This window comes from Rhizobium sp. ZX09 (assembly GCF_017357485.1).
GTDB lineage: Bacteria > Pseudomonadota > Alphaproteobacteria > Rhizobiales > Rhizobiaceae > Agrobacterium > Agrobacterium pusense.
Map to the genome: position 1 here is coordinate 2486948 of NZ_CP031363.1, position 17489 is coordinate 2504436.

Consider the following 17489-nt stretch of genomic DNA (forward strand, 5'->3'; position numbering starts at 1 on the left):
ATTCATGTGGACGACCAGAAAAAATTAACGCATCCTTAACCTTTGGCAAAGCGCCTTTCGACTCATGCACACATAAAAAAGAATGCATAAAAAACCCGGCGCAAGGCCGGGTTTTCGAAACAGGGATCGAACCGATCAGCTGGCAGCAAGCTTTGCCTTTTCGAAACGCTTGCGGTCATTCGGATCGAGATAGAGCTTGCGAAGACGGATAGACTTCGGCGTGACTTCAACGAGTTCGTCATCCTGAATCCAGGAAAGTGCGCGCTCCAGCGTGAACTTGATCGGGGGGTGAGCTTCACGGCTTCATCCTTGCCGGCGGCGCGGATGTTGGTGAGCTTCTTGCCCTTCAGCACGTTCACGTCGAGGTCGTTGTCACGGCTGTGAATGCCGATGATCATGCCTGCATAAACCTTCTCACCGGCATCGATGATCATCGGGCCGCGATCTTCGAGGTTGAACAGAGCATAGGCAACAGCTTCGCCCGACTCGTTCGACAGCAGAACGCCGTTGACGCGACCGCCGATCTCGCCCTTGTAAGGCTGGTAGTCGTGGAACAGGCGGTTCATGACGGCCGTACCGCGCGTGTCGGTCAGGAGTTCCGACTGGTAACCGATCAGACCACGGGTCGGCGCGAAGAACACCAGACGGACGCGGTTGCCGCCGGAGGGGCGAAGCTCGACCATTTCGGCCTTGCGCTCGGACATCTTCTGCACGACGACGCCGGAATGCTCCTCATCCACGTCGATGACAACTTCTTCGACCGGCTCCATCAGCTGGCCGTTCTCATCCTTGTGCATGACGACGCGCGGACGCGAAACGGCAAGCTCAAAACCTTCGCGGCGCATGTTTTCGATCAGAACCGCCAGCTGCAATTCGCCACGGCCAGATACGAAGAAGGAATCCTTGTCGGCGGATTCTTCGATCTTCAGCGCAACGTTACCTTCAGCTTCCTTGAACAGACGGTCGCGGATGACGCGGCTCGTCACCTTGTCGCCTTCGGTGCCGGCGAGCGGCGAATCGTTGACGATGAAGGACATGGTAACGGTTGGCGGATCGATCGGCTGCGCCTGCATCGGCTCCATGACGGCAGGGTCACAGAAGGTGTCGGCGACGGTGCCCTTGGAGAGACCTGCGATGGCGACGATGTCGCCTGCATGGGCTTCTTCGATCGAGGTGCGCTCGATGCCACGGAAAGCAAGAATCTTGGAGATGCGGCCGTTTTCAATCAGCTTGCCATCCTGGCCGAGAACCTTGACCGCCTGGTTCGGCTTGATCGAACCGGAAGCGATACGGCCGGTGATGATGCGGCCGAGGAAGTTGTTGGCTTCGAGGATCGTGCCGATCATGCGGAACGGACCTTCTTCGACCTTGGGCTCCGGCACGTGCTTGACGACGAGATCGAGAAGCGGCGCAAGACCTTCATCAGTCGGGCCTTCCGGATTGACGTTCATCCAGCCGGAACGGCCCGAGCCGTAGAGGATCGGGAAGTCGAGCTGCTCGTCGGTTGCATCCAGAGCCGCGAAAAGGTCGAAGACTTCGTTGACGACTTCCTCATGGCGGGCATCCGGACGGTCGATCTTGTTGATGGCGACGATCGGGCGAAGGCCGACCTTCAGCGCCTTGCCAACCACGAACTTCGTCTGCGGCATCGGGCCTTCGGCAGCGTCAACGAGAACGATGGCGCCGTCCACCATCGACAGGATACGCTCGACTTCACCGCCGAAGTCGGCGTGGCCGGGGGTGTCGACAATGTTGATGCGGGTATCTTTCCACTCGATCGAGGTCGCCTTGGCGAGAATGGTGATGCCGCGCTCTTTTTCGATGTCGTTGGAATCCATCACGCGTTCCATCACGCGCTGGTTTTCACGGAACGAACCGGATTGCTTCAGAAGCTCGTCAACAAGCGTCGTTTTTCCATGGTCAACGTGCGCGATGATCGCGATGTTGCGAAGTGCCATTGTTCAAAATCTCTGAGGTTGGGCGCTATATTGATGAGAAACGCCAATTTAGTTTGGCGCGCTCATAACCTTTTTTTTGCAAATGCGAAAGGGGGCTCATGTCATAAGCCCCCTGCGCTCAGCTTCTAGCTCAGAAATATGACAGTCTCTTATAGGAGACCGCGCTTCGAAAGCATCGCGTCCGGGCTCGGCATCTTGCCGCGGAAGGCGAGATAGGCTTCCTCGGGATCCACGGAACCACCGACGGAGTAGATGTTGTCCTTCAGCCGCCGCGCCATATCGCTATCGAAGGCATTGCCGGTTTCCTCGAAGGCGGAAAAGGCATCGGCATCCAGCACTTCCGACCACATGTAAGAATAATATCCAGCGGAATAACCGTCGCCGGAGAAAACGTGCTGAAAATGCGGTGTCGCATGGCGCATGACGATGGATTCAGGCATGTTGAGCGTTGAAAGAACCTCACCCTGCACGGCCATCGGGTCGTCGACGCTGTCGCGCGTGTGGAACGCCATGTCGACAATCGCCGAAGAGGTAAACTCCACCGTGCTGAAGCCGGCATTGAAGGTCTGTGCGGCCAGAACCTTGTCCAGCAGCGCCTTCGGCATTGCCGCACCGGTTTCATAATGCAGGGCGTATTTTTCCAGGATTTCCGGCACAGTCAGCCAGTGCTCGTAAAGCTGCGAGGGCAATTCGACGAAATCGCGCGATACGCCCGTTCCCGACACCGAGGGGTAGGTGACATCGGACAACATGCCATGCAGCGCGTGGCCGAATTCGTGGAAGAGTGTACGCGCATCGTCAAGCGAAAGAAGCGCGGGCTTACCTTCGGCCGGTTTGGCGAAGTTGCAGACATTATAAATAATCGGGATTTCTCCAACCGTACCATTTTTCAGCGGCAACTTGTGCTGCGATTGGAACGAACTCATCCAAGCGCCTGATCGCTTGGAGGGCCGCGCGAAATAATCGCCGAGGAACATGGCCTTCAGATCGCCCTGGTCGTCGCGGATCTCGAAAACCCGGACGTCCGGGTGATAGGCGGCTACACCCCTGACCTCGACGGCACGAATTCCAAACAGCCGCCCGGCCACATCGAAGCAGGCTTCAATGATCTTTTCCAGCTGCAGATAAGGTTTCAGTTCCGCCTCGGAGAAATTGAATTTCTGAGCGCGGAGCTTTTCGGCGTAATGTCGCCAGTCCCATGGCAGAACGTCGTGGTTTTTGCCCTCCGCGGCGATGATGGCGGCAAGCTCAGCCTCCTCCTCACCCGCGCGGCGAACGGCCTTTTCCCAGACCTGCCCCAGAAGGCCGTTCACAGCATCGGGCGTCTTTGCCATCGTGTCGTCAAGCTTGTAGGCGGCGAAATTCACATAACCGAGAAGCTTCGCCTTCTCTTCGCGCAGTTCAAGCGTGCGGCGGACGATCTCGCGGTTGTCGGTCTCGCCGCCGTTTTCACCGCGCGCCACCCATGCCTTGAAGGCCTGTTCGCGCAGGTCTCGACGTTCGGAAAAGGTCAGGAAGGGCTCGATGATGGAACGGGAAAGGGTGACGGCGAACTTGCCATCCTCGCCATGCTCCCGGGCCGCACCCGCCATTGCGTCGCGCAGAAAACCGGGAATGCCGGCAAGTTCCTCTTCCGTGGAAAGCAAGAGCTTCCAGTTCTTTTCATCCGCCAGTACATTCTGCCCGAACTTTGCACCGAGACCGGCCAGCTCCTCATTGATCGCCGCCAGCCGCTCCTGCCGGTCTTTCGGCAATTTCGCGCCGGAGCGCACGAAACCCTTCCAGTGCCGTTCGAGAACACGGTTTTCCTCACCCGTCAGCCCAAGTGTCTCGCGTTTTTCCCACAAGGTATCGATGCGCTTGAACAGAGCCTCGTTCATGCCGATCTTAGAATAGTGCCGCGACATTTTCGGAGCAATCTCCCGCTCCAGCGCCTGGATCACGCCATTGGTGTTCGCTCCTGCCCTGTTCCAGAACAGCGCCGAAATGCGTGAAAGATCGTCACCCGCGACCTCAAGCGCAGTTACAGTGTTTGCAAATGTCGGCGCCTCGACATTGGCTGCGATCGCATCGATCTCCTGCTCATGGGAACCAAGTGCGGCGTCAAAGGCCGGAGCGAAATCCTCATCCCTGACTGCATCGAATTTTGGCAGACCATTGTGACCGTTCCAGTGAACGAGTGCGGGATAAAGCGCGGTCTCAGATGGCATTTCATGTTCCTCGTACAATTCCGGTTTAGCCATATGGGCACGCCGCCGCCGCCAATTCAATATCGGAATTTGGTGTGGAATACGCACTCGCCCTCATTGCCAAGTATTGACCGATATGACGACATCATGGTCTGCTTCTTTAAATAATATCCCATGACGGAGATATGTATTATGGAGATTTATTCTTTAAGGGTCTAATAATTTCCTTTTCAGGGACAATTCCCGAAACGCAAGATCCGTGGGCATTGCCGATTTCGGCAAGGCCGGAAAATCCGATGCAGCCTCAGGCTTTGAAGAGACGGTAAGAGGGATAGATTTTACCCGCATCAGCCCGCGCGACCTGCGCGAAATCGCCCGAGATTATTACCATGCGGGAAAAATCAGCCAGGACACCCTTTTTGAACTTTCGTCCGAACTTCCGGCACAAACCCTTAGTGCCAGCGGTGAGGTCATCGACATAGCTGATGTGACCGAGGACACGGAATTCGACTTCCTGACCTATTTTTCCGACCGAGCTGAAATTGCCCGTTCCATCGGCACCGCAGACGAGGTTGAAAAAATGCAGGACGTTCTGTCTTTTTTTGCTTTGGCGTGACGGCCCCTGAACCGCGTTGCGGGGCACACCGCAATGGAAGTGACATATAGTTTACTCGATTTTCGGTAATATGATTTGTGTACCATTGATTATCGCCCGGATTTTAGTAAGGCTGACTTACGAAAAGGCGAAGCATGGGCACGAAACGCGAAAAAGATTCATTGGCATTTCTGCTGAACAGCGGTGCACGCCTGCTGAACAGTGCTTTTGAGCGCCGTATATCCGAGGCCGGACTGGGCCTGACCCCCGGCGAGGCGCGCGCACTGCTGACGGTCGCTGTCGTTGACGGCAGCAAACAGTCGGACATCGCCGCTCGCCTCGGAATAGAACCCATGACGATCTGCGCCTATCTTGATAAGTTGCAGTCCCTCGATCTCATCGAGCGGCAGCAGGACCCGCAGGACAGACGCTCCAAGCGTATTGTGCTGACCAAATCCTCAGCCGACATGCTGGAAGCCGTGCGGCAGGAAATAGATGAACTCGTCCGCCACGCCACCCAGGGCCTGAATGACGAGGAGGTGGCGCTGTTCCGCCACTTTCTGCAAACCCTTCGTGACAATCTGCAGCCGGAACAACCGGGGCAGAACGGCTGATCACCATGTCGCCAAAACCGATCATGTCCACGAAACGCACGGCGATGCTTGGTGCGTTTTTGACGGCGCTTGCGCCCATATCCATGGCGATTTACACACCCGCCATGCCGGAACTGACGCGGGTTTTTGCCACTGACCAGTCCGCCGTCAAGCTCAGCCTGTCCCTCTATTTTGCCGGGTTCGCGCTGGCGCAACTGCTCGCCGGGCCGGCATCGGATGCCTTCGGTCGGCGAAAGGCAAGCATCGTCTTCCTCCTGATCTTTCTGGGCGGCGGCCTGGTGGCCATTTCCGCGCCGACGATCGAAGTGCTGCTTTTCGCCCGGCTGGTTCAGGGCATCGGTGCTTCGGTCGGTATGACGGTGGCGCGTGCCGTGGTGCGCGACCAGTTTACCGGCGCCGAAGCCTCCAGCATCATGAATCTCATTGGTATCATGCTGGCGGTCGGTCCTGCCCTCGGACCGACGATCGGTGGACTTTCACTCGCGGCTTTCGGCTGGAAATCCGTGTTTTTTCTGATGGTCGGCCTCGGAGCCATCGCCATTTTATCCGTCGTGATTTTTTTGCGGGAAACAACGGTTCCGGACAGGAGCCTGATCCGGCCCAGGCGGCTCCTGTCGGCCTATGGCACGCTGCTCAGCGCGCCACGTTTCCTTCTGGCTGCACTGGTGCTTGGTGGTTCCATCGGCGCGCTTTATGCGCAGGCCACCATGCTGACTTTCATCCTTATCAACGAGGTCGGCATGACACCCACCGCCTTCGGCATCGGCATGCTGATGCAGACAGGCGCCTACTTCTTCGGCTCGATTGCGCTGCGTTACATCGCGCCCCGACTGGGTGACCGGCGCTCGGTCGTGATCGGCCTCTGTTTTTCCGGAACCGGCGGCCTCCTTATTTTATTGTCAGTTTTCCTGATGCCGCCATCGTTCCTTTCGATCATGGGGCCCGTTGCAGTCGCAACTGTCGGCATCGCCCTGCTGACCCCTTCGATGGTGACAGCAGCGCTTGCTCCCTTCCCGCATATCGCCGGTTCGGCATCGGCCATGATGGGATTTATCCAGATGGGATCGGGCTTCGCCGGCGGTGCTGCAGCCTCCCTCATCGGTTCACCTTTGACCGGCTTCGGCGTCATCATTCCCATGATGGAATTCACGGCCGTTGCCAGCTACATCGGCTTCCGCATTGTCTCCAGAAGAGCGACATGAAAAACCCGCCGGTGTCACCACCAGCGGGTTTCGTTATTTTTTCAAGAACAGAATTACTTGCTGAGATTGCGCTTTGCCAACGTGCGAAGACGCAGCGCATTGAGCTTGATGAAGCCTGCCGCATCCTTCTGGTCATAAGCGCCGTGGTCGTCCTCAAAGGTCACCAGCGCGTCGGAGTAGAGCGACTTGGCACTCTCGCGGCCGGTTACCATGACGTTGCCCTTATAGAGCTTCAGCGTCACTTCGCCTTCCACATGCTCCTGGCTCTTGTCGATCAGGGCCTGCAGCATTTCGCGCTCGGGCGAGAACCAGAAGCCGTAATAGATCAACTCGGCGTAGCGCGGCATCAGCTCGTCCTTCAGATGCGCAGCACCCCGGTCGAGCGTGATGGACTCGATGGCGCGATGCGCGGCAAGAAGGATGGTACCGCCGGGCGTTTCGTAAACGCCGCGCGACTTCATGCCGACGAAGCGATTCTCGACCAGATCGAGACGGCCGATGCCGTTTTCGCGGCCATAATTGTTGAGCGTGGCAAGAAGCGTCGCAGGCGACATCTCGACACCATTGATCGAGCAGGCATCACCCTTTCGGAAACCAACCTTGATGACGGTTGCCTTGTCGGGAGCGGCTTCCGGGGAGATCGTGCGCATATGCACATATTCAGGAGCTTCCACCGCCGGGTCTTCCAGAACCTTGCCCTCGGAAGAGGAGTGCAGCAGGTTGGCGTCGACGGAGAACGGCGCTTCGCCCTTCTTGTCCTTGGCAACCGGAATCTGGTGCTGTTCGGCAAAGTTCAGGAGGTCGGTACGGCTCTTGAACGTCCAGTCGCGCCACGGGGCGATGATCTTGATGTCAGGGTTCAGTGCATAGGCCGAAAGCTCGAAACGGACCTGGTCGTTGCCTTTGCCGGTCGCACCATGGGCGATGGCGTCGGCGCCGGTCTTCCTGGCGATTTCGATCAGGTGCTTGGAAATCAGCGGCCGGGCAATGGAGGTGCCGAGCAGATAGACGCCTTCGTAGACGGCGTTGGCGCGGAACATCGGAAACACGAAATCGCGCACGAACTCTTCACGGACGTCCTCGATGAAAATTTCCTTGATGCCCAGCATCTCGGCCTTCTTGCGTGCCGGCTCAAGCTCTTCGCCCTGGCCGAGATCGGCGGTGAAGGTAACGACCTCAGCGCCGAGTTCCGTCTGAAGCCATTTCAGAATGATCGAGGTGTCGAGGCCGCCGGAATAGGCGAGAACGACTTTCTTTACGTCTTTCGGGAGTGCCATAGTGATGTCCATCTGCATGATGACGGCATCGGGACACCGCCATTTCCTTGGGATTTCGGCACTTTTACAGTGCAACCCGAAATGTGTGAAGCGCTTTTCCGTGAGATAAGCGACAAAACAATTGATGGACACGCGTGACGCACGTGACGACAGCTACACCGAGGGGAACGAAGCCTTTGTCACATGCATTTAGAAAATTCGCGCTTTATGATGAAGCGGCGCGATCGACTTGAAAACCGTGAATGAAGCCACTCAGGTTCAAGCAACGTTGCAAACCGCTGGAAACAGCAGAAACGACGCGAAGGAGAAACCTATGACGACCATCCACCCCGCATTCAAGGAAGATAATGTCGCCGTCATAACAGGTGCGGCCTCTGGCATCGGACTCGCCGCCGCCCGCAAATTCGCCGGTTTCGGCATGAGTGTCGTGCTCGTCGATCTCGATGGCGAGAAACTTGCCGCCGCGCATGCGGACGTTCTGGCACTTGCCCGGGACGGCGAGGCGCAAATCGTTGCGATCCCGACCGACGTCTCGAAACTCGATGAGCTGGAGGCGCTGGAACGCGCCGTAATTCAGCGTTTCGGGCGCGTTCACGTCCTCATGAACAATGCCGGCATCCAGCCTGGCAGCGCCATTTTCGGTCCCCAGGCCAACTGGGAAAAGATTATCAGCGTCAATCTGATGGGCGTTGTGAATGGCAGCCGTGTCTTCGGTCAGGGCATGATCGCCCATGGTGAGCCGGCACTCATCATCAACACCGGCTCGAAACAGGGCATCACCACGCCTCCCGGCGATCCCGCCTACAATGTCTCGAAATCAGGCGTCAAAACCTTCACGGAAGCGCTTCAACACGAGTTGCGCAATGTTCCAAATGGTAGAGTTTCCGCCCATCTCCTCATCCCCGGCTTCGTCTTCACGGGCCTTACAGCCCACGGCAGAACGGAAAAACCGGAAGGCGCCTGGACCGGCGAACAGACCATCGAGTTCATGCTCGAAAGCATCGGCCGGGGCGATTTCTACATTCTCTGCCCGGATGGCGAGGTTGACCGCCCGACGGACGAGAAACGCATTCTCTGGGCGGCCTATGATATCGTCCAGAACCGCCCGCCGCTCTCACGCTGGCACACGGAATATTCCGCCGCCTTCACCAGCTTTCTCAAGAACTGACGCCAAGGGGCCGCCGCGATCTGAAAATTGCGGTGCCCCGCCCTGCTTAATCCACCACTGCGCTAGGGCCGCCACTCAAAAACATTGGCAGAAATCCGCAATCACGTTAAACAACGGCCCTCTCCAGCTTTACGGGTGCCGCGATGGATTTCGTTCCAAGCCTGCCAACACTGATCGCCTTCACCATCGCCATCCTTCTCCTGGCGGTAACACCGGGTCCGGACATGACGCTCTGGATCAGCCGCTCCCTGCGCGAAGGCCGGGCGGCGGGCTTCATGACCCTGGTAGGAACCAATATCGGCATCACCGTGCACACGATGCTGGTCGCCTTCGGTGTCGCCGCCCTCATCGTGGCCTCGCCGACGGCTTTCATGATCCTGAAGACCGGCGGAGCCGCTTATCTTGTCTGGCTCGCCATTCAGGCGATCCGCAAGGGCTCGGATTTCGTGATGGTCAAAGGCACCGGCGAAAAAGCGCAGGCCTCCCTCAAATCCGCCCTGCTGAACGGCATCTGGGTCAACCTGCTGAACCCGAAGATCATCATCTTTTTCATGACCTTCCTGCCGCAATTCGTCAGCGCATCCGATCCGCATGTGACCGGCAAGCTGATTTTCCTCGGCATCTGGTCAATCATCGTCGCACTGCCGATCGGCATCGGCATCGTGATCGCCGCAGATGTTCTCTCCGCCTGGCTGCAACGCAACCGGAAGATTCTGCGCGGACTGGATTATACGATCGCCGGCGTCTTTTCGCTTTTCGCCGTGAAGATTTTCTTCACGCAGGCGCGCTGACGGCAAACAAAAGGCGCCTTACGGCGCCTTTTTTAGAATCAACCAATCAGCAACTCATCGTCATCGAGCTTCTGGCCGCGTATCTTGCGGAACATGTCGATCAGATCCTCCACCTCAAGATCCTTGCGGCTGTCGCCGGAAACGTCGAGCACGATCTCACCAGCATGCAGCATGATCGTGCGCGTGCCATAGTCCAGCGCCTGACGCATGGAATGGGTGACCATCAGCGTCGTCAGCTTGCGCTCCGATACCACCTTGCGGGTCAATTCCATCACGAATTCCGCCATGCCGGGATCGAGCGCTGCCGTATGTTCGTCCAATAGAAGCACGTCCGAGCCTGCTAGTGTCGCCATGACGAGCGAGACCGCCTGCCTCTGGCCGCCCGACAGAAGGTCCATGCGGTCCTTCAGACGATTTTCCAGACCGAGATTGAGCGAAGCGATACGCTCCTTGAAAAAATCCCGCCGGCCACGTCCGAGCGCGGGCAAAAGACCGCGACGTTCACCACGTGATGCCGCCAGCGCGAGGTTTTCCTCGATGGTAAGCGCGCCGCAGCTGCCCGCCAGCGGGTCCTGAAACACGCGTGCCACCCGCCCCGCCCGGCTGGCGGTCGGCTTGCGGGTAACATCGGCGCCACCGATCATCACCCTGCCTGCCGTGGGCAGCACATCGCCGGCCAGAACACCGAGAAGTGTGGATTTGCCCGCACCATTGGAACCGATGACCGTGACGAAGGAGCCATCCTCAATGGTGAGGTCTATCTTGGACAGCGCCTGCTTCTGCAGCGGCGTGCCGCGCCCGAAGACGACCTGGATGTCGGAAAGCGAAATCACGATGTTGCTCCCCCACGGCGCAGTCGGGGCAGGATCAATGCGATGGCCACCAGTACCGCCGTTACGAAATTGAGATCGGACGCCTTGAGACCCAACACATCACTTGACAGAGCAAGCTGGATGGCGAGACGATAGGCGATGGAGCCGAAGACACAGCCGATCAGCGCGATCAGGATGCCGCGCGCGCCAAACAGGGTTTCACCGATGATGACGGCCGCAAGCCCGACAACAATGGTGCCGACACCGGAAGTCACATCCGCAAAACCATTGGTCTGGGCAAACAGCGCACCACCAAGAGCCACAAGCGCATTTGAAAGCGCCATGCCAAGATAGATCTGGCTACCGGTCTTCACGCCCTGCGCCCGCGCCATCCGCGCATTGGCACCCGTCGCGCGCATGGCAAGACCCGCATCGCTTTCAAGGAAACGCCAGACGAGAATGACAGCAATCAGCACCAAAGCGCCGACGAAGAGCGGCCGCACCAGATATTCAGAAAGGCCGAGGCCGTAAAACGGCGATATCATCGTGTCCTGATTGAGCAGCGCGACATTCGGCTTTCCCATCACGCGCAGGTTGACCGAAAACAGTGCGATCATCGTCAGGATCGAGGCAAGCAGGTTCAGAATCTTGAAACGCACATTGAGTGTGGCGGTCACGATGCCGGCAGCCGCACCGGCCACCATCGCAATCGCCGTCGCGACCCAGGCATTCAGACCGGCGATGATCAGCACGGCTGCCACGGCAGCGCCAAGCGGAAACGAACCGTCCACGGTCAGGTCAGGAAAATCAAGCACCCGGAAAGCGAGGTAAACGCCGATCGCCACGAAAGCGAAGACCAGTCCCAGCTCCACGGCACCCCAGAAGGCGATTTGGCTCACGGTAATGTCCTTGTTATTGCCGCCATCGGGCGGATACGGGCACCGTCTCGTGCCACGTAAAACGGGCGGCGAGTTTGCCGCCGCCCGTTATTCAGTCAGGTTTCGGTTCAGTCGATGACCTTGGTAGCGCGCTTCGTAACGCTTTCGGGGAAGGTGACGCCTGCTTTTTCAGCGGCCTTCTTGTTGATCACGAGATCGGTGCCAACCGCAACGGTTGCCGGAATATCGCCCGGCTTTTCACCCTTGAGGATGCGGACAACGACGGCACCGGTCTGCTTGCCAACATCGAAATAGTTGAAGCCGAGGGCAGCAACCGCACCGCGAGCAACGGAATCCGTATCGGCGGCATAAAGCGGGATCTTGGCTTCAGACGCAACACCGGCAGCAGCCTCGAAAGCCGAAACGATGGTGTTGTCAGTCGGAACGTAGATCACGTCGGCCTTGCCGACCAGCGCACGGGTCGCACCCTGCACCTCAGCCGACTTGGTGGCGACGGATTCAACGACCTTGAGACCCGCCTTCTCGGCCTCGGTCTTCAAGAGAGCGAGTGTCGAAACGGAGTTTGCCTCGGCCGAATTGTAGATGAAGCCGATGGACTTGGCGTTCGGCGAGATTTCCTTGATGAGCGCCAGATGTTCGCCGACCGGCAACATGTCGGAAAGGCCGGTGACGTTACGGCCCGGCTTCTGCATATCCTTGACGAGCTGTGCGCCGACCGGATCGGAAACCGCCGTGAAGACAACCGGAATGTCGCGCGTGGCGGCAACGACGGCCTGGGCAGACGGCGTGGAAATCGGCACGATGACAGCAGGTGCCTCGCCAACGAACTGGCGCGCGATCTGTGCTGCGGTGCCGGGATTGCCCTGCGCGGATTCGTAAAGGAACTTGAGGTTCTCACCTTCCTTGTAGCCCGCTTCGGCAAGGGCAGCCTTCACGCCATCGCGGGCGGCATCGAGTGCCGGATGTTCGACGATGGCGGTCACGGCAACGGTGACGGTTTCAGCCTTCGCCGGCAGAACGATGGCGCTCGCAGCGGCGAGAGCCAGAATGAATGCGCGCATGGATATCCTCCTGTTGGTTCCCTGTTTTCGTCTTCTTAGGAACAAGACAGGCCGAAATCAATCGGAGAACCGCCGGAAACCCAGCTTTATGAGGCAAAACCGGCTTATTCAGTCGTCTGCGCCGTGGTTGGCGATCATCATCGCCTCGAAAGCCAGCCTTTCGGTCTTGCGCATGCGCTCGGATTCCGACTTCAGCTGGCCACAGGCCGCTAGGATATCGCGGCCGCGCGGCGTGCGGATCGGCGAGGCATAACCTGCCTGATTGATGAAATCGGCGAACTTCTCGATCTGCGCCCAGTCCGAGCACTGGTAATTCGTGCCCGGCCACGGGTTGAACGGAATGAGGTTGATCTTGGCTGGAACCCCCTTCAGAAGCTGCACCAGCATCTTGGCGTCTTCCAGGCTGTCATTGACGTCCTTGAGCATCACATATTCGAAGGTGATGCGCCGGGCGTTGGAGAGGCCCGGATATCTGCGGCAGGCTTCGATCAGTTCCTTCAGAGGATATTTCTTGTTGATGGGCACCAGCATGTCGCGCAACTCATCACGCACCGCATGCAGCGAAATCGCCAGCATGACGCCGATCTCATCGCCGGTGCGGAAGATTTCCGGCACCACACCCGAGGTGGAGAGTGTAACGCGGCGCTTGGAAAGCGACAGGCCATCGCCATCGGTGGCGATCAGAAGCGCGGTCTTAACATGCTCGAAATTGTAGAGCGGCTCGCCCATGCCCATCATCACGATGTTGGAGACCTTGCGGCCTTCGCTCGGCACATAAGCGCCAACCGGCGTCGAACCATCGGGGAAATCACCGAGCCGATCACGCGCCAGCAACAGCTGCGAGAGGATTTCCTCGGCCGTCAGGTTGCGCACCAGACGCTGCGTGCCGGTGTGACAGAAAGAACAGGTCAGCGAACAGCCCACCTGGCTCGAAATGCACAGCGTGCCGCGCCCTTCTTCCGGAATATAAACCGTTTCGATCTCGACGGGACGACCAGCGCCCCGCGGCGGAAAACGCATCAGCCATTTGCGGGTGCCGTCATTGGAGATCTGCTCCTCGACGATTTCAGGTCGGGCGATGGTGAAGGCCGCCTTCAGCTTCTCGCGAAGCTCCTTGGCGACATTGGTCATATTGTCGAAATCGGAGACGCCGCGCACATAAAGCCAGTTCCACAACTGGCTGACGCGCATCTTCACCTGCTTTTGCGGCACACCGATTTCCGCGAGCGCCTCACCCATCTCCTCACGGGTCATGCCGATCAGCGACGGCTTGCCGGACATGAGATCGCTATTGGCGATCAGCGGGGTTTTGACTGCCAGACCGGCAGGAGCTTGCATTACGGACATCACGTTATCCCATCGTTCCATGCGTCGCACGACCGGCCTGTCGGGAAGGCGGAAAATCGTCTGCATGTCGAGAAAATCAAAGGCGGAGCACTTTTCGCGCATCCGCCTGTCAATATTGCCGCGCCTTTAGCATCAAACTGGCAAAAACGCAAATGGCCGGTCGAGGACCGGCCATTGTCAAACGCGATGAAGGGTCAGCGTTACTTGCAGCTCTCGATCTGCTTGAGAGCAGCCGAAATACCCGACAGCGAATAGGAATAGGAGGTCGCGGTGCCACGGCCGGAAACTGCCTTGACGGTCATGGACTTGCCGCCCTTCATGGCAGCCACGAGAGCCGGTTCTTCCGCAGCGTTTTCAACCCAGGCGGCCTTGTCCTTGGTGAACATGACGAAATTCTTGTTGTCGATCGTCACATTGACCTTCGAACCCTGCTTCAGCGGATAACCTACCATGGCCTGCGGCTCGTAGGAGATGTTCTGGCCCGGGCGCTGGGAGACGATGAAGAATATATCGCCGTGGTCGACGCTCGCCGGTTCCTTGGCGGTGGGAATGGAAAGAACGTAGCAGACGGTGCTGTTGCCCGATTTGTACGAATAGGCACCCCAAGCATTGAACTGCTGGATGCGCGTGGGCGACTGTGCAGATGCTACGCCGACGCTGGTCAGCAAAATGGCCGCTGCGGTTGCTACACTTCTTACAAACATAGAATTTCCTGCCGGGTTATTGTCTTCCATTGGCCCGAAGCATCGGCGAGCCCAGAGTCTGGATCGGCCACGTTCAGGTGCGGATCGTCTTTTCTCATTGTGGTCGGGAAGCGGTTACCAAACCGTCAACAACATGCATAAAATGCCGGAAACGTCTTGCAGTGTTACAGATTGGCGACTCCCGACGCCCTGAAGAGAAGGGCATGCAACACCCTTCCTCCGTGTGTATGACACATAAATTCAGGCAAGAATTTGTCGCCCGTCGGGCGCGCCCGAACGGGCAGATCACAGAGGCGTTACCCGGCTTCCTGCTGCCGCTTCAACATGGCGTCCGCCGCGTCGTAATGTTCCATCTTGATATTGGCGCGGATCATCGCGAGCGCTGCGGTAATGACGGCTATGTCATCAGTAAAACCGACGACGGCCAGCATGTCCGGCACGGCATCAAAAGGCATAATGAAATAAGCCAGCGCAGCGAGGATGATACCCTTGGCTCGCAGCGGCGTGTCGCGATCGATCGCGCAATAATAGGCCGCGGCCGCATCGCGGGCAAACGGCACTTTCGACATGACACGTTTCAGCTTCGGCCAGAACCTGGTCCGAACAACCTCTTCGCGCTCACGCTGCCTGTCGGTTTCACCCGGTAGAAGAATTTCACCGATTTTCACATCATCCATGATCGACGGTCCTCCGGTCACGGCTATTATATGGGATTTAAGGTGGAGCGTTCAATTGCCTCGGCCGGCAGCGGCCTTCTGCATGGCCTCGGCCAGAAGAAAATCGCGCTCCGTCACACCCTGTGAATCATGGGTCGTGAGGCATACCTTGACCCGCGAATAGACGTTGGACCATTCGGGATGATGATTGAGCCGCTCTGCGACGAGTGCGGATTCAGCCATGAAACCGAAGGCTTCCGCAAAGCTGGAAAACTTGAAGGAACGGACGATCGCCGCCCCGTCTTCGCGCAGGGACCAACCCTCCAGTTTCTGCAGGGCCTGCCGGATGGCATCGGGCTCGAGTCTGGGATATTTCATGAATTTGCCTCCGCTTTAAACCCATTAACGCTTCAACGACCGGATCGACGCATATTCCATGAAACATACAGCTATTCTCTTCGTTTGCATGGGCAATATCTGCCGCTCACCGTTGGCCGAAGGGATTTTGAGGAACCTTGCCGACAGCGCAGCGCTTCATCAGCTTACCGTCGATTCCGCCGGCACCGGCGGATGGCACAGGGGTGACGCGCCCGATCCGCGATCCATCGCCATGGCGCGCCGGCACGGTATCGATATTTCACTTCAACGGGCGAGACAGGTCGCTGCGGCGGATTTCGAGACCTTCGATCTGGTATTCGCCATGGACGAAAACAATCTGGCGAACCTGCTGCGATTGAGCTCCGAAAGGCACCGCCACAAAATCCATCTTTTCATGGAATATGCCGCCGGGCATCGCGAGAACGTCCCCGATCCCTACTACGGGGCCGAGGACGGATTCCTCACAGTTTACAACATGCTTTTAGCGGGATGCAGATCGCTGCTCGAAAAGATCGAGCTGGACCGCGCCTCGTGAAGCGGAAACACCTCTTCGACGATATAGGGCCCGCCACCCACCGATTCCTTCGACGACATCAGCACAAAGCGCCCGACCGTAAAGGGTGAGGTGCGGAAGTTGCCGCGTCCGGAAAGATACTGCACCACATCGTCCACGCGGGAGGAGCGCAACCGCGCCAGCGTGACGTGGGGCATGAACTTGCGCGGATCGGGCGGGAGACCGATCCTTTGGCAGATTCTCTCGATTTCCGCCTGCAGCGCCTGCATTTCGGGCGAGGGAGAAACGCCAGCCCAGATGGAATGCGGCTTCTTGGAGCCGAAGGAGCCCATTCCGGTGAGGTTGAGCTGGAATTCCGGCCGGTCTATCCGGTCCAGCCTGTCAACGACCTCATCGGCGGTACGACCGTCGATGTCACCGATAAAACGCAGGGTTATGTGATAATTCTCCACATCGATCCACCGGGCTCCCGGCAGACCACCGCGCAACAATGAGAGGCTCATCGCCGCATTGCGCGGAATTTCGAGGGCGGTAAACAGTCTCGGCATGGCGAGCTCCCCGAATCTCTTGGCAGAACAAGCACAGCGAATCACGCAATGCAGACGGGCGCAAGTGCTTATTTTTTTTGCGCACCGATTGTCTTGATGAAGCTTTCAACAGCCGGCAAAGATTTTTCGACCATCACTGCCACCCCCTTGGTATTGGGGTGCATCTTGTCGTCCAGCTTCAGCGCATCATCCGTCACCACGCCATCCAGAAAGAAGGGATAAAACGGCAGGTTGTATTTTTCCGCAAGCTTCGGGAATATCGGATTGAAGCGCTTTGCATAATCATCACCCATATTTGGCGGCGCCATAATACCGACCAGCAACACGGCTATGTTGCGCTTCTGAAAACCGGAAATGATGGCGTCGAGGTTCTTTTCGGTCTGTTCCGGCGGAATTCCCCGCAGGGCGTCGTTGGCGCCCAGTTCCAGAATGACGCCGTCAGTGCCATCGGGAACAGACCATTCCGCCCGCGCCAGACCGCCTGAGGAAGTGTCACCGGACACACCTGCGTTGGCGATGGCGACATTGATACCCCTGGCCTTTAATGCAGCTTCAAGCTGTGCGGTATAGCTGTCAGTCGGGGGAAGCTGATAACCGGCCATCAGGCTGTCGCCGAGGCCAACCAGCTGCAATGTCCGCTCCTGGGCGAAGCCAGCAGTGGCGGAAAGGGCGGTGGCGAAAATGACGATGAAGTGAAACAGGGCAGCTTTAAATCTCATCACGGCTTTCCTAACTTGGTTCCCATTGCCTGAAATACTGACCGCATCGACCGCCAG

General features: G+C 58.0%; 17 protein-coding genes and 1 pseudogene. 6 read left to right on the forward strand and 12 right to left on the reverse strand.

Features of this window, described 5'->3' with window-relative positions; all coding sequences use genetic code 11:
• Positions 1 to 135: 135 nt before the first annotated feature.
• Both typA and BTN45_RS12265 read right to left on the reverse strand, forming a co-directional pair.
• A pseudogene (gene typA, locus BTN45_RS12260) lies at positions 136 to 1958 on the reverse strand (translational GTPase TypA).
• 149 nt (positions 1959 to 2107) lie between these two features.
• On the reverse strand, positions 2108 to 4168 hold the full coding sequence (locus BTN45_RS12265; protein ID WP_207588070.1) for a M3 family metallopeptidase: 2061 nt from the start codon (positions 4166 to 4168) through the stop codon (positions 2108 to 2110).
• A gap of 238 nt (positions 4169 to 4406) precedes the next feature.
• Between BTN45_RS12265 and BTN45_RS12270 the strand changes: the two genes are divergently transcribed.
• The 3 genes from BTN45_RS12270 (at position 4407) to BTN45_RS12280 (ending at position 6558) form a co-directional block, all read left to right on the forward strand.
• Positions 4407 to 4763: a hypothetical protein gene (locus tag BTN45_RS12270; RefSeq protein ID WP_234704069.1), complete on the forward strand. Its 357-nt coding sequence runs from the start codon at positions 4407 to 4409 to the stop codon at positions 4761 to 4763.
• 134 nt (positions 4764 to 4897) lie between these two features.
• Positions 4898 to 5356: a MarR family winged helix-turn-helix transcriptional regulator gene (locus BTN45_RS12275; RefSeq protein WP_006698248.1), complete on the forward strand. Its 459-nt coding sequence runs from the start codon at positions 4898 to 4900 to the stop codon at positions 5354 to 5356.
• A gap of 5 nt (positions 5357 to 5361) precedes the next feature.
• The gene (locus BTN45_RS12280) at positions 5362 to 6558 is read left to right on the forward strand and encodes a multidrug effflux MFS transporter (protein WP_004443867.1); all 1197 of its coding nucleotides are present in this window, start codon (positions 5362 to 5364) and stop codon (positions 6556 to 6558) included.
• A 53-nt stretch (positions 6559 to 6611) separates the two neighbouring features.
• Here the strand turns inward: BTN45_RS12280 and BTN45_RS12285 are convergent, their stop codons facing one another.
• The gene (locus BTN45_RS12285) at positions 6612 to 7835 is read right to left on the reverse strand and encodes an argininosuccinate synthase (RefSeq protein WP_004443869.1); all 1224 of its coding nucleotides are present in this window, start codon (positions 7833 to 7835) and stop codon (positions 6612 to 6614) included.
• A 313-nt stretch (positions 7836 to 8148) separates the two neighbouring features.
• Here BTN45_RS12285 and BTN45_RS12290 point away from each other — a divergent pair, with 313 nt between their 5' ends.
• Both BTN45_RS12290 and BTN45_RS12295 read left to right on the forward strand, forming a co-directional pair.
• Positions 8149 to 9003 carry an SDR family NAD(P)-dependent oxidoreductase gene (locus BTN45_RS12290; RefSeq protein ID WP_004443871.1) on the forward strand — a complete coding sequence of 285 codons (855 nt, stop codon included), beginning with the start codon at positions 8149 to 8151 and terminating at the stop codon, positions 9001 to 9003.
• A gap of 143 nt (positions 9004 to 9146) precedes the next feature.
• Complete coding sequence (locus BTN45_RS12295; protein ID WP_004443874.1) at positions 9147 to 9794, forward strand: LysE family translocator; 648 nt, start codon at positions 9147 to 9149, stop codon at positions 9792 to 9794.
• A gap of 38 nt (positions 9795 to 9832) precedes the next feature.
• On the opposite strand, the gene BTN45_RS12300 is transcribed toward BTN45_RS12295, so the two are convergent.
• The 7 genes from BTN45_RS12300 to BTN45_RS12330 form a co-directional block, all read right to left on the reverse strand.
• Positions 9833 to 10627 (reverse strand): ABC transporter ATP-binding protein, encoded by a 795-nt coding sequence (locus BTN45_RS12300; protein ID WP_006698251.1) that lies wholly within the window; start codon positions 10625 to 10627, stop codon positions 9833 to 9835.
• A complete protein-coding gene (locus BTN45_RS12305) occupies positions 10624 to 11505 on the reverse strand; it encodes an ABC transporter permease (protein ID WP_004443879.1) in 882 nt (293 codons plus the stop codon). The genes BTN45_RS12300 and BTN45_RS12305 overlap by 4 nt, the downstream gene beginning before the upstream one ends.
• A 107-nt stretch (positions 11506 to 11612) precedes the next feature.
• Positions 11613 to 12566 carry an ABC transporter substrate-binding protein gene (locus tag BTN45_RS12310; RefSeq protein ID WP_004443882.1) on the reverse strand — a complete coding sequence of 318 codons (954 nt, stop codon included), beginning with the start codon at positions 12564 to 12566 and terminating at the stop codon, positions 11613 to 11615.
• 108 nt (positions 12567 to 12674) lie between these two features.
• Entirely contained in the window at positions 12675 to 13847 is a 1173-nt protein-coding gene (gene rlmN / locus BTN45_RS12315) for a 23S rRNA (adenine(2503)-C(2))-methyltransferase RlmN (RefSeq protein ID WP_077987047.1), read from the reverse strand.
• A 266-nt stretch (positions 13848 to 14113) separates the two neighbouring features.
• Positions 14114 to 14617 (reverse strand): invasion associated locus B family protein, encoded by a 504-nt coding sequence (locus BTN45_RS12320; RefSeq protein ID WP_003523183.1) that lies wholly within the window; start codon positions 14615 to 14617, stop codon positions 14114 to 14116.
• Between the two features lie 296 nt (positions 14618 to 14913).
• Positions 14914 to 15294 carry a YkvA family protein gene (locus tag BTN45_RS12325; RefSeq protein WP_004443888.1) on the reverse strand — a complete coding sequence of 127 codons (381 nt, stop codon included), beginning with the start codon at positions 15292 to 15294 and terminating at the stop codon, positions 14914 to 14916.
• A 51-nt stretch (positions 15295 to 15345) separates the two neighbouring features.
• Positions 15346 to 15651: a 4a-hydroxytetrahydrobiopterin dehydratase gene (locus tag BTN45_RS12330; protein ID WP_004443891.1), complete on the reverse strand. Its 306-nt coding sequence runs from the start codon at positions 15649 to 15651 to the stop codon at positions 15346 to 15348.
• 58 nt (positions 15652 to 15709) lie between these two features.
• On the opposite strand from BTN45_RS12330, the gene BTN45_RS12335 reads away from it, so the two are divergent.
• Complete coding sequence (locus BTN45_RS12335; protein WP_207588072.1) at positions 15710 to 16186, forward strand: low molecular weight protein-tyrosine-phosphatase; 477 nt, start codon at positions 15710 to 15712, stop codon at positions 16184 to 16186.
• Here BTN45_RS12335 and thpR read toward each other — a convergent pair.
• Both thpR and BTN45_RS12345 read right to left on the reverse strand, forming a co-directional pair.
• Positions 16120 to 16713, reverse strand: coding sequence for an RNA 2',3'-cyclic phosphodiesterase (gene thpR / locus BTN45_RS12340; protein WP_207588082.1), 594 nt, complete (start codon positions 16711 to 16713; stop codon positions 16120 to 16122). The genes BTN45_RS12335 and thpR overlap by 67 nt on opposite strands.
• Before the next feature lie 68 nt (positions 16714 to 16781).
• Complete coding sequence (locus BTN45_RS12345) at positions 16782 to 17432, reverse strand: arylesterase (RefSeq protein WP_207588084.1); 651 nt, start codon at positions 17430 to 17432, stop codon at positions 16782 to 16784.
• Between the last annotated feature and the right edge of the window lie 57 nt (positions 17433 to 17489).

Coding starts and splice junctions, on each gene's coding strand:
- BTN45_RS12265 (WP_207588070.1), bottom strand. CDS start 4,168: ATGCCATCTGAGACCGCGCTTTATCCCGCACTCGTTCACTGGAACGGT.
- BTN45_RS12275 (WP_006698248.1), top strand. CDS start 4,898: ATGGGCACGAAACGCGAAAAAGATTCATTGGCATTTCTGCTGAACAGC.
- BTN45_RS12280 (WP_004443867.1), top strand. CDS start 5,362: ATGTCGCCAAAACCGATCATGTCCACGAAACGCACGGCGATGCTTGGT.
- BTN45_RS12285 (WP_004443869.1), bottom strand. CDS start 7,835: ATGGCACTCCCGAAAGACGTAAAGAAAGTCGTTCTCGCCTATTCCGGC.
- BTN45_RS12290 (WP_004443871.1), top strand. CDS start 8,149: ATGACGACCATCCACCCCGCATTCAAGGAAGATAATGTCGCCGTCATA.
- BTN45_RS12295 (WP_004443874.1), top strand. CDS start 9,147: ATGGATTTCGTTCCAAGCCTGCCAACACTGATCGCCTTCACCATCGCC.
- BTN45_RS12310 (WP_004443882.1), bottom strand. CDS start 12,566: ATGCGCGCATTCATTCTGGCTCTCGCCGCTGCGAGCGCCATCGTTCTG.
- rlmN (WP_077987047.1), bottom strand. CDS start 13,847: ATGTCCGGCAAGCCGTCGCTGATCGGCATGACCCGTGAGGAGATGGGT.
- BTN45_RS12320 (WP_003523183.1), bottom strand. CDS start 14,617: ATGTTTGTAAGAAGTGTAGCAACCGCAGCGGCCATTTTGCTGACCAGC.
- BTN45_RS12325 (WP_004443888.1), bottom strand. CDS start 15,294: ATGGATGATGTGAAAATCGGTGAAATTCTTCTACCGGGTGAAACCGAC.
- BTN45_RS12330 (WP_004443891.1), bottom strand. CDS start 15,651: ATGAAATATCCCAGACTCGAGCCCGATGCCATCCGGCAGGCCCTGCAG.
- BTN45_RS12335 (WP_207588072.1), top strand. CDS start 15,710: ATGAAACATACAGCTATTCTCTTCGTTTGCATGGGCAATATCTGCCGC.
- thpR (WP_207588082.1), bottom strand. CDS start 16,713: ATGCCGAGACTGTTTACCGCCCTCGAAATTCCGCGCAATGCGGCGATG.
- BTN45_RS12345 (WP_207588084.1), bottom strand. CDS start 17,432: ATGAGATTTAAAGCTGCCCTGTTTCACTTCATCGTCATTTTCGCCACC.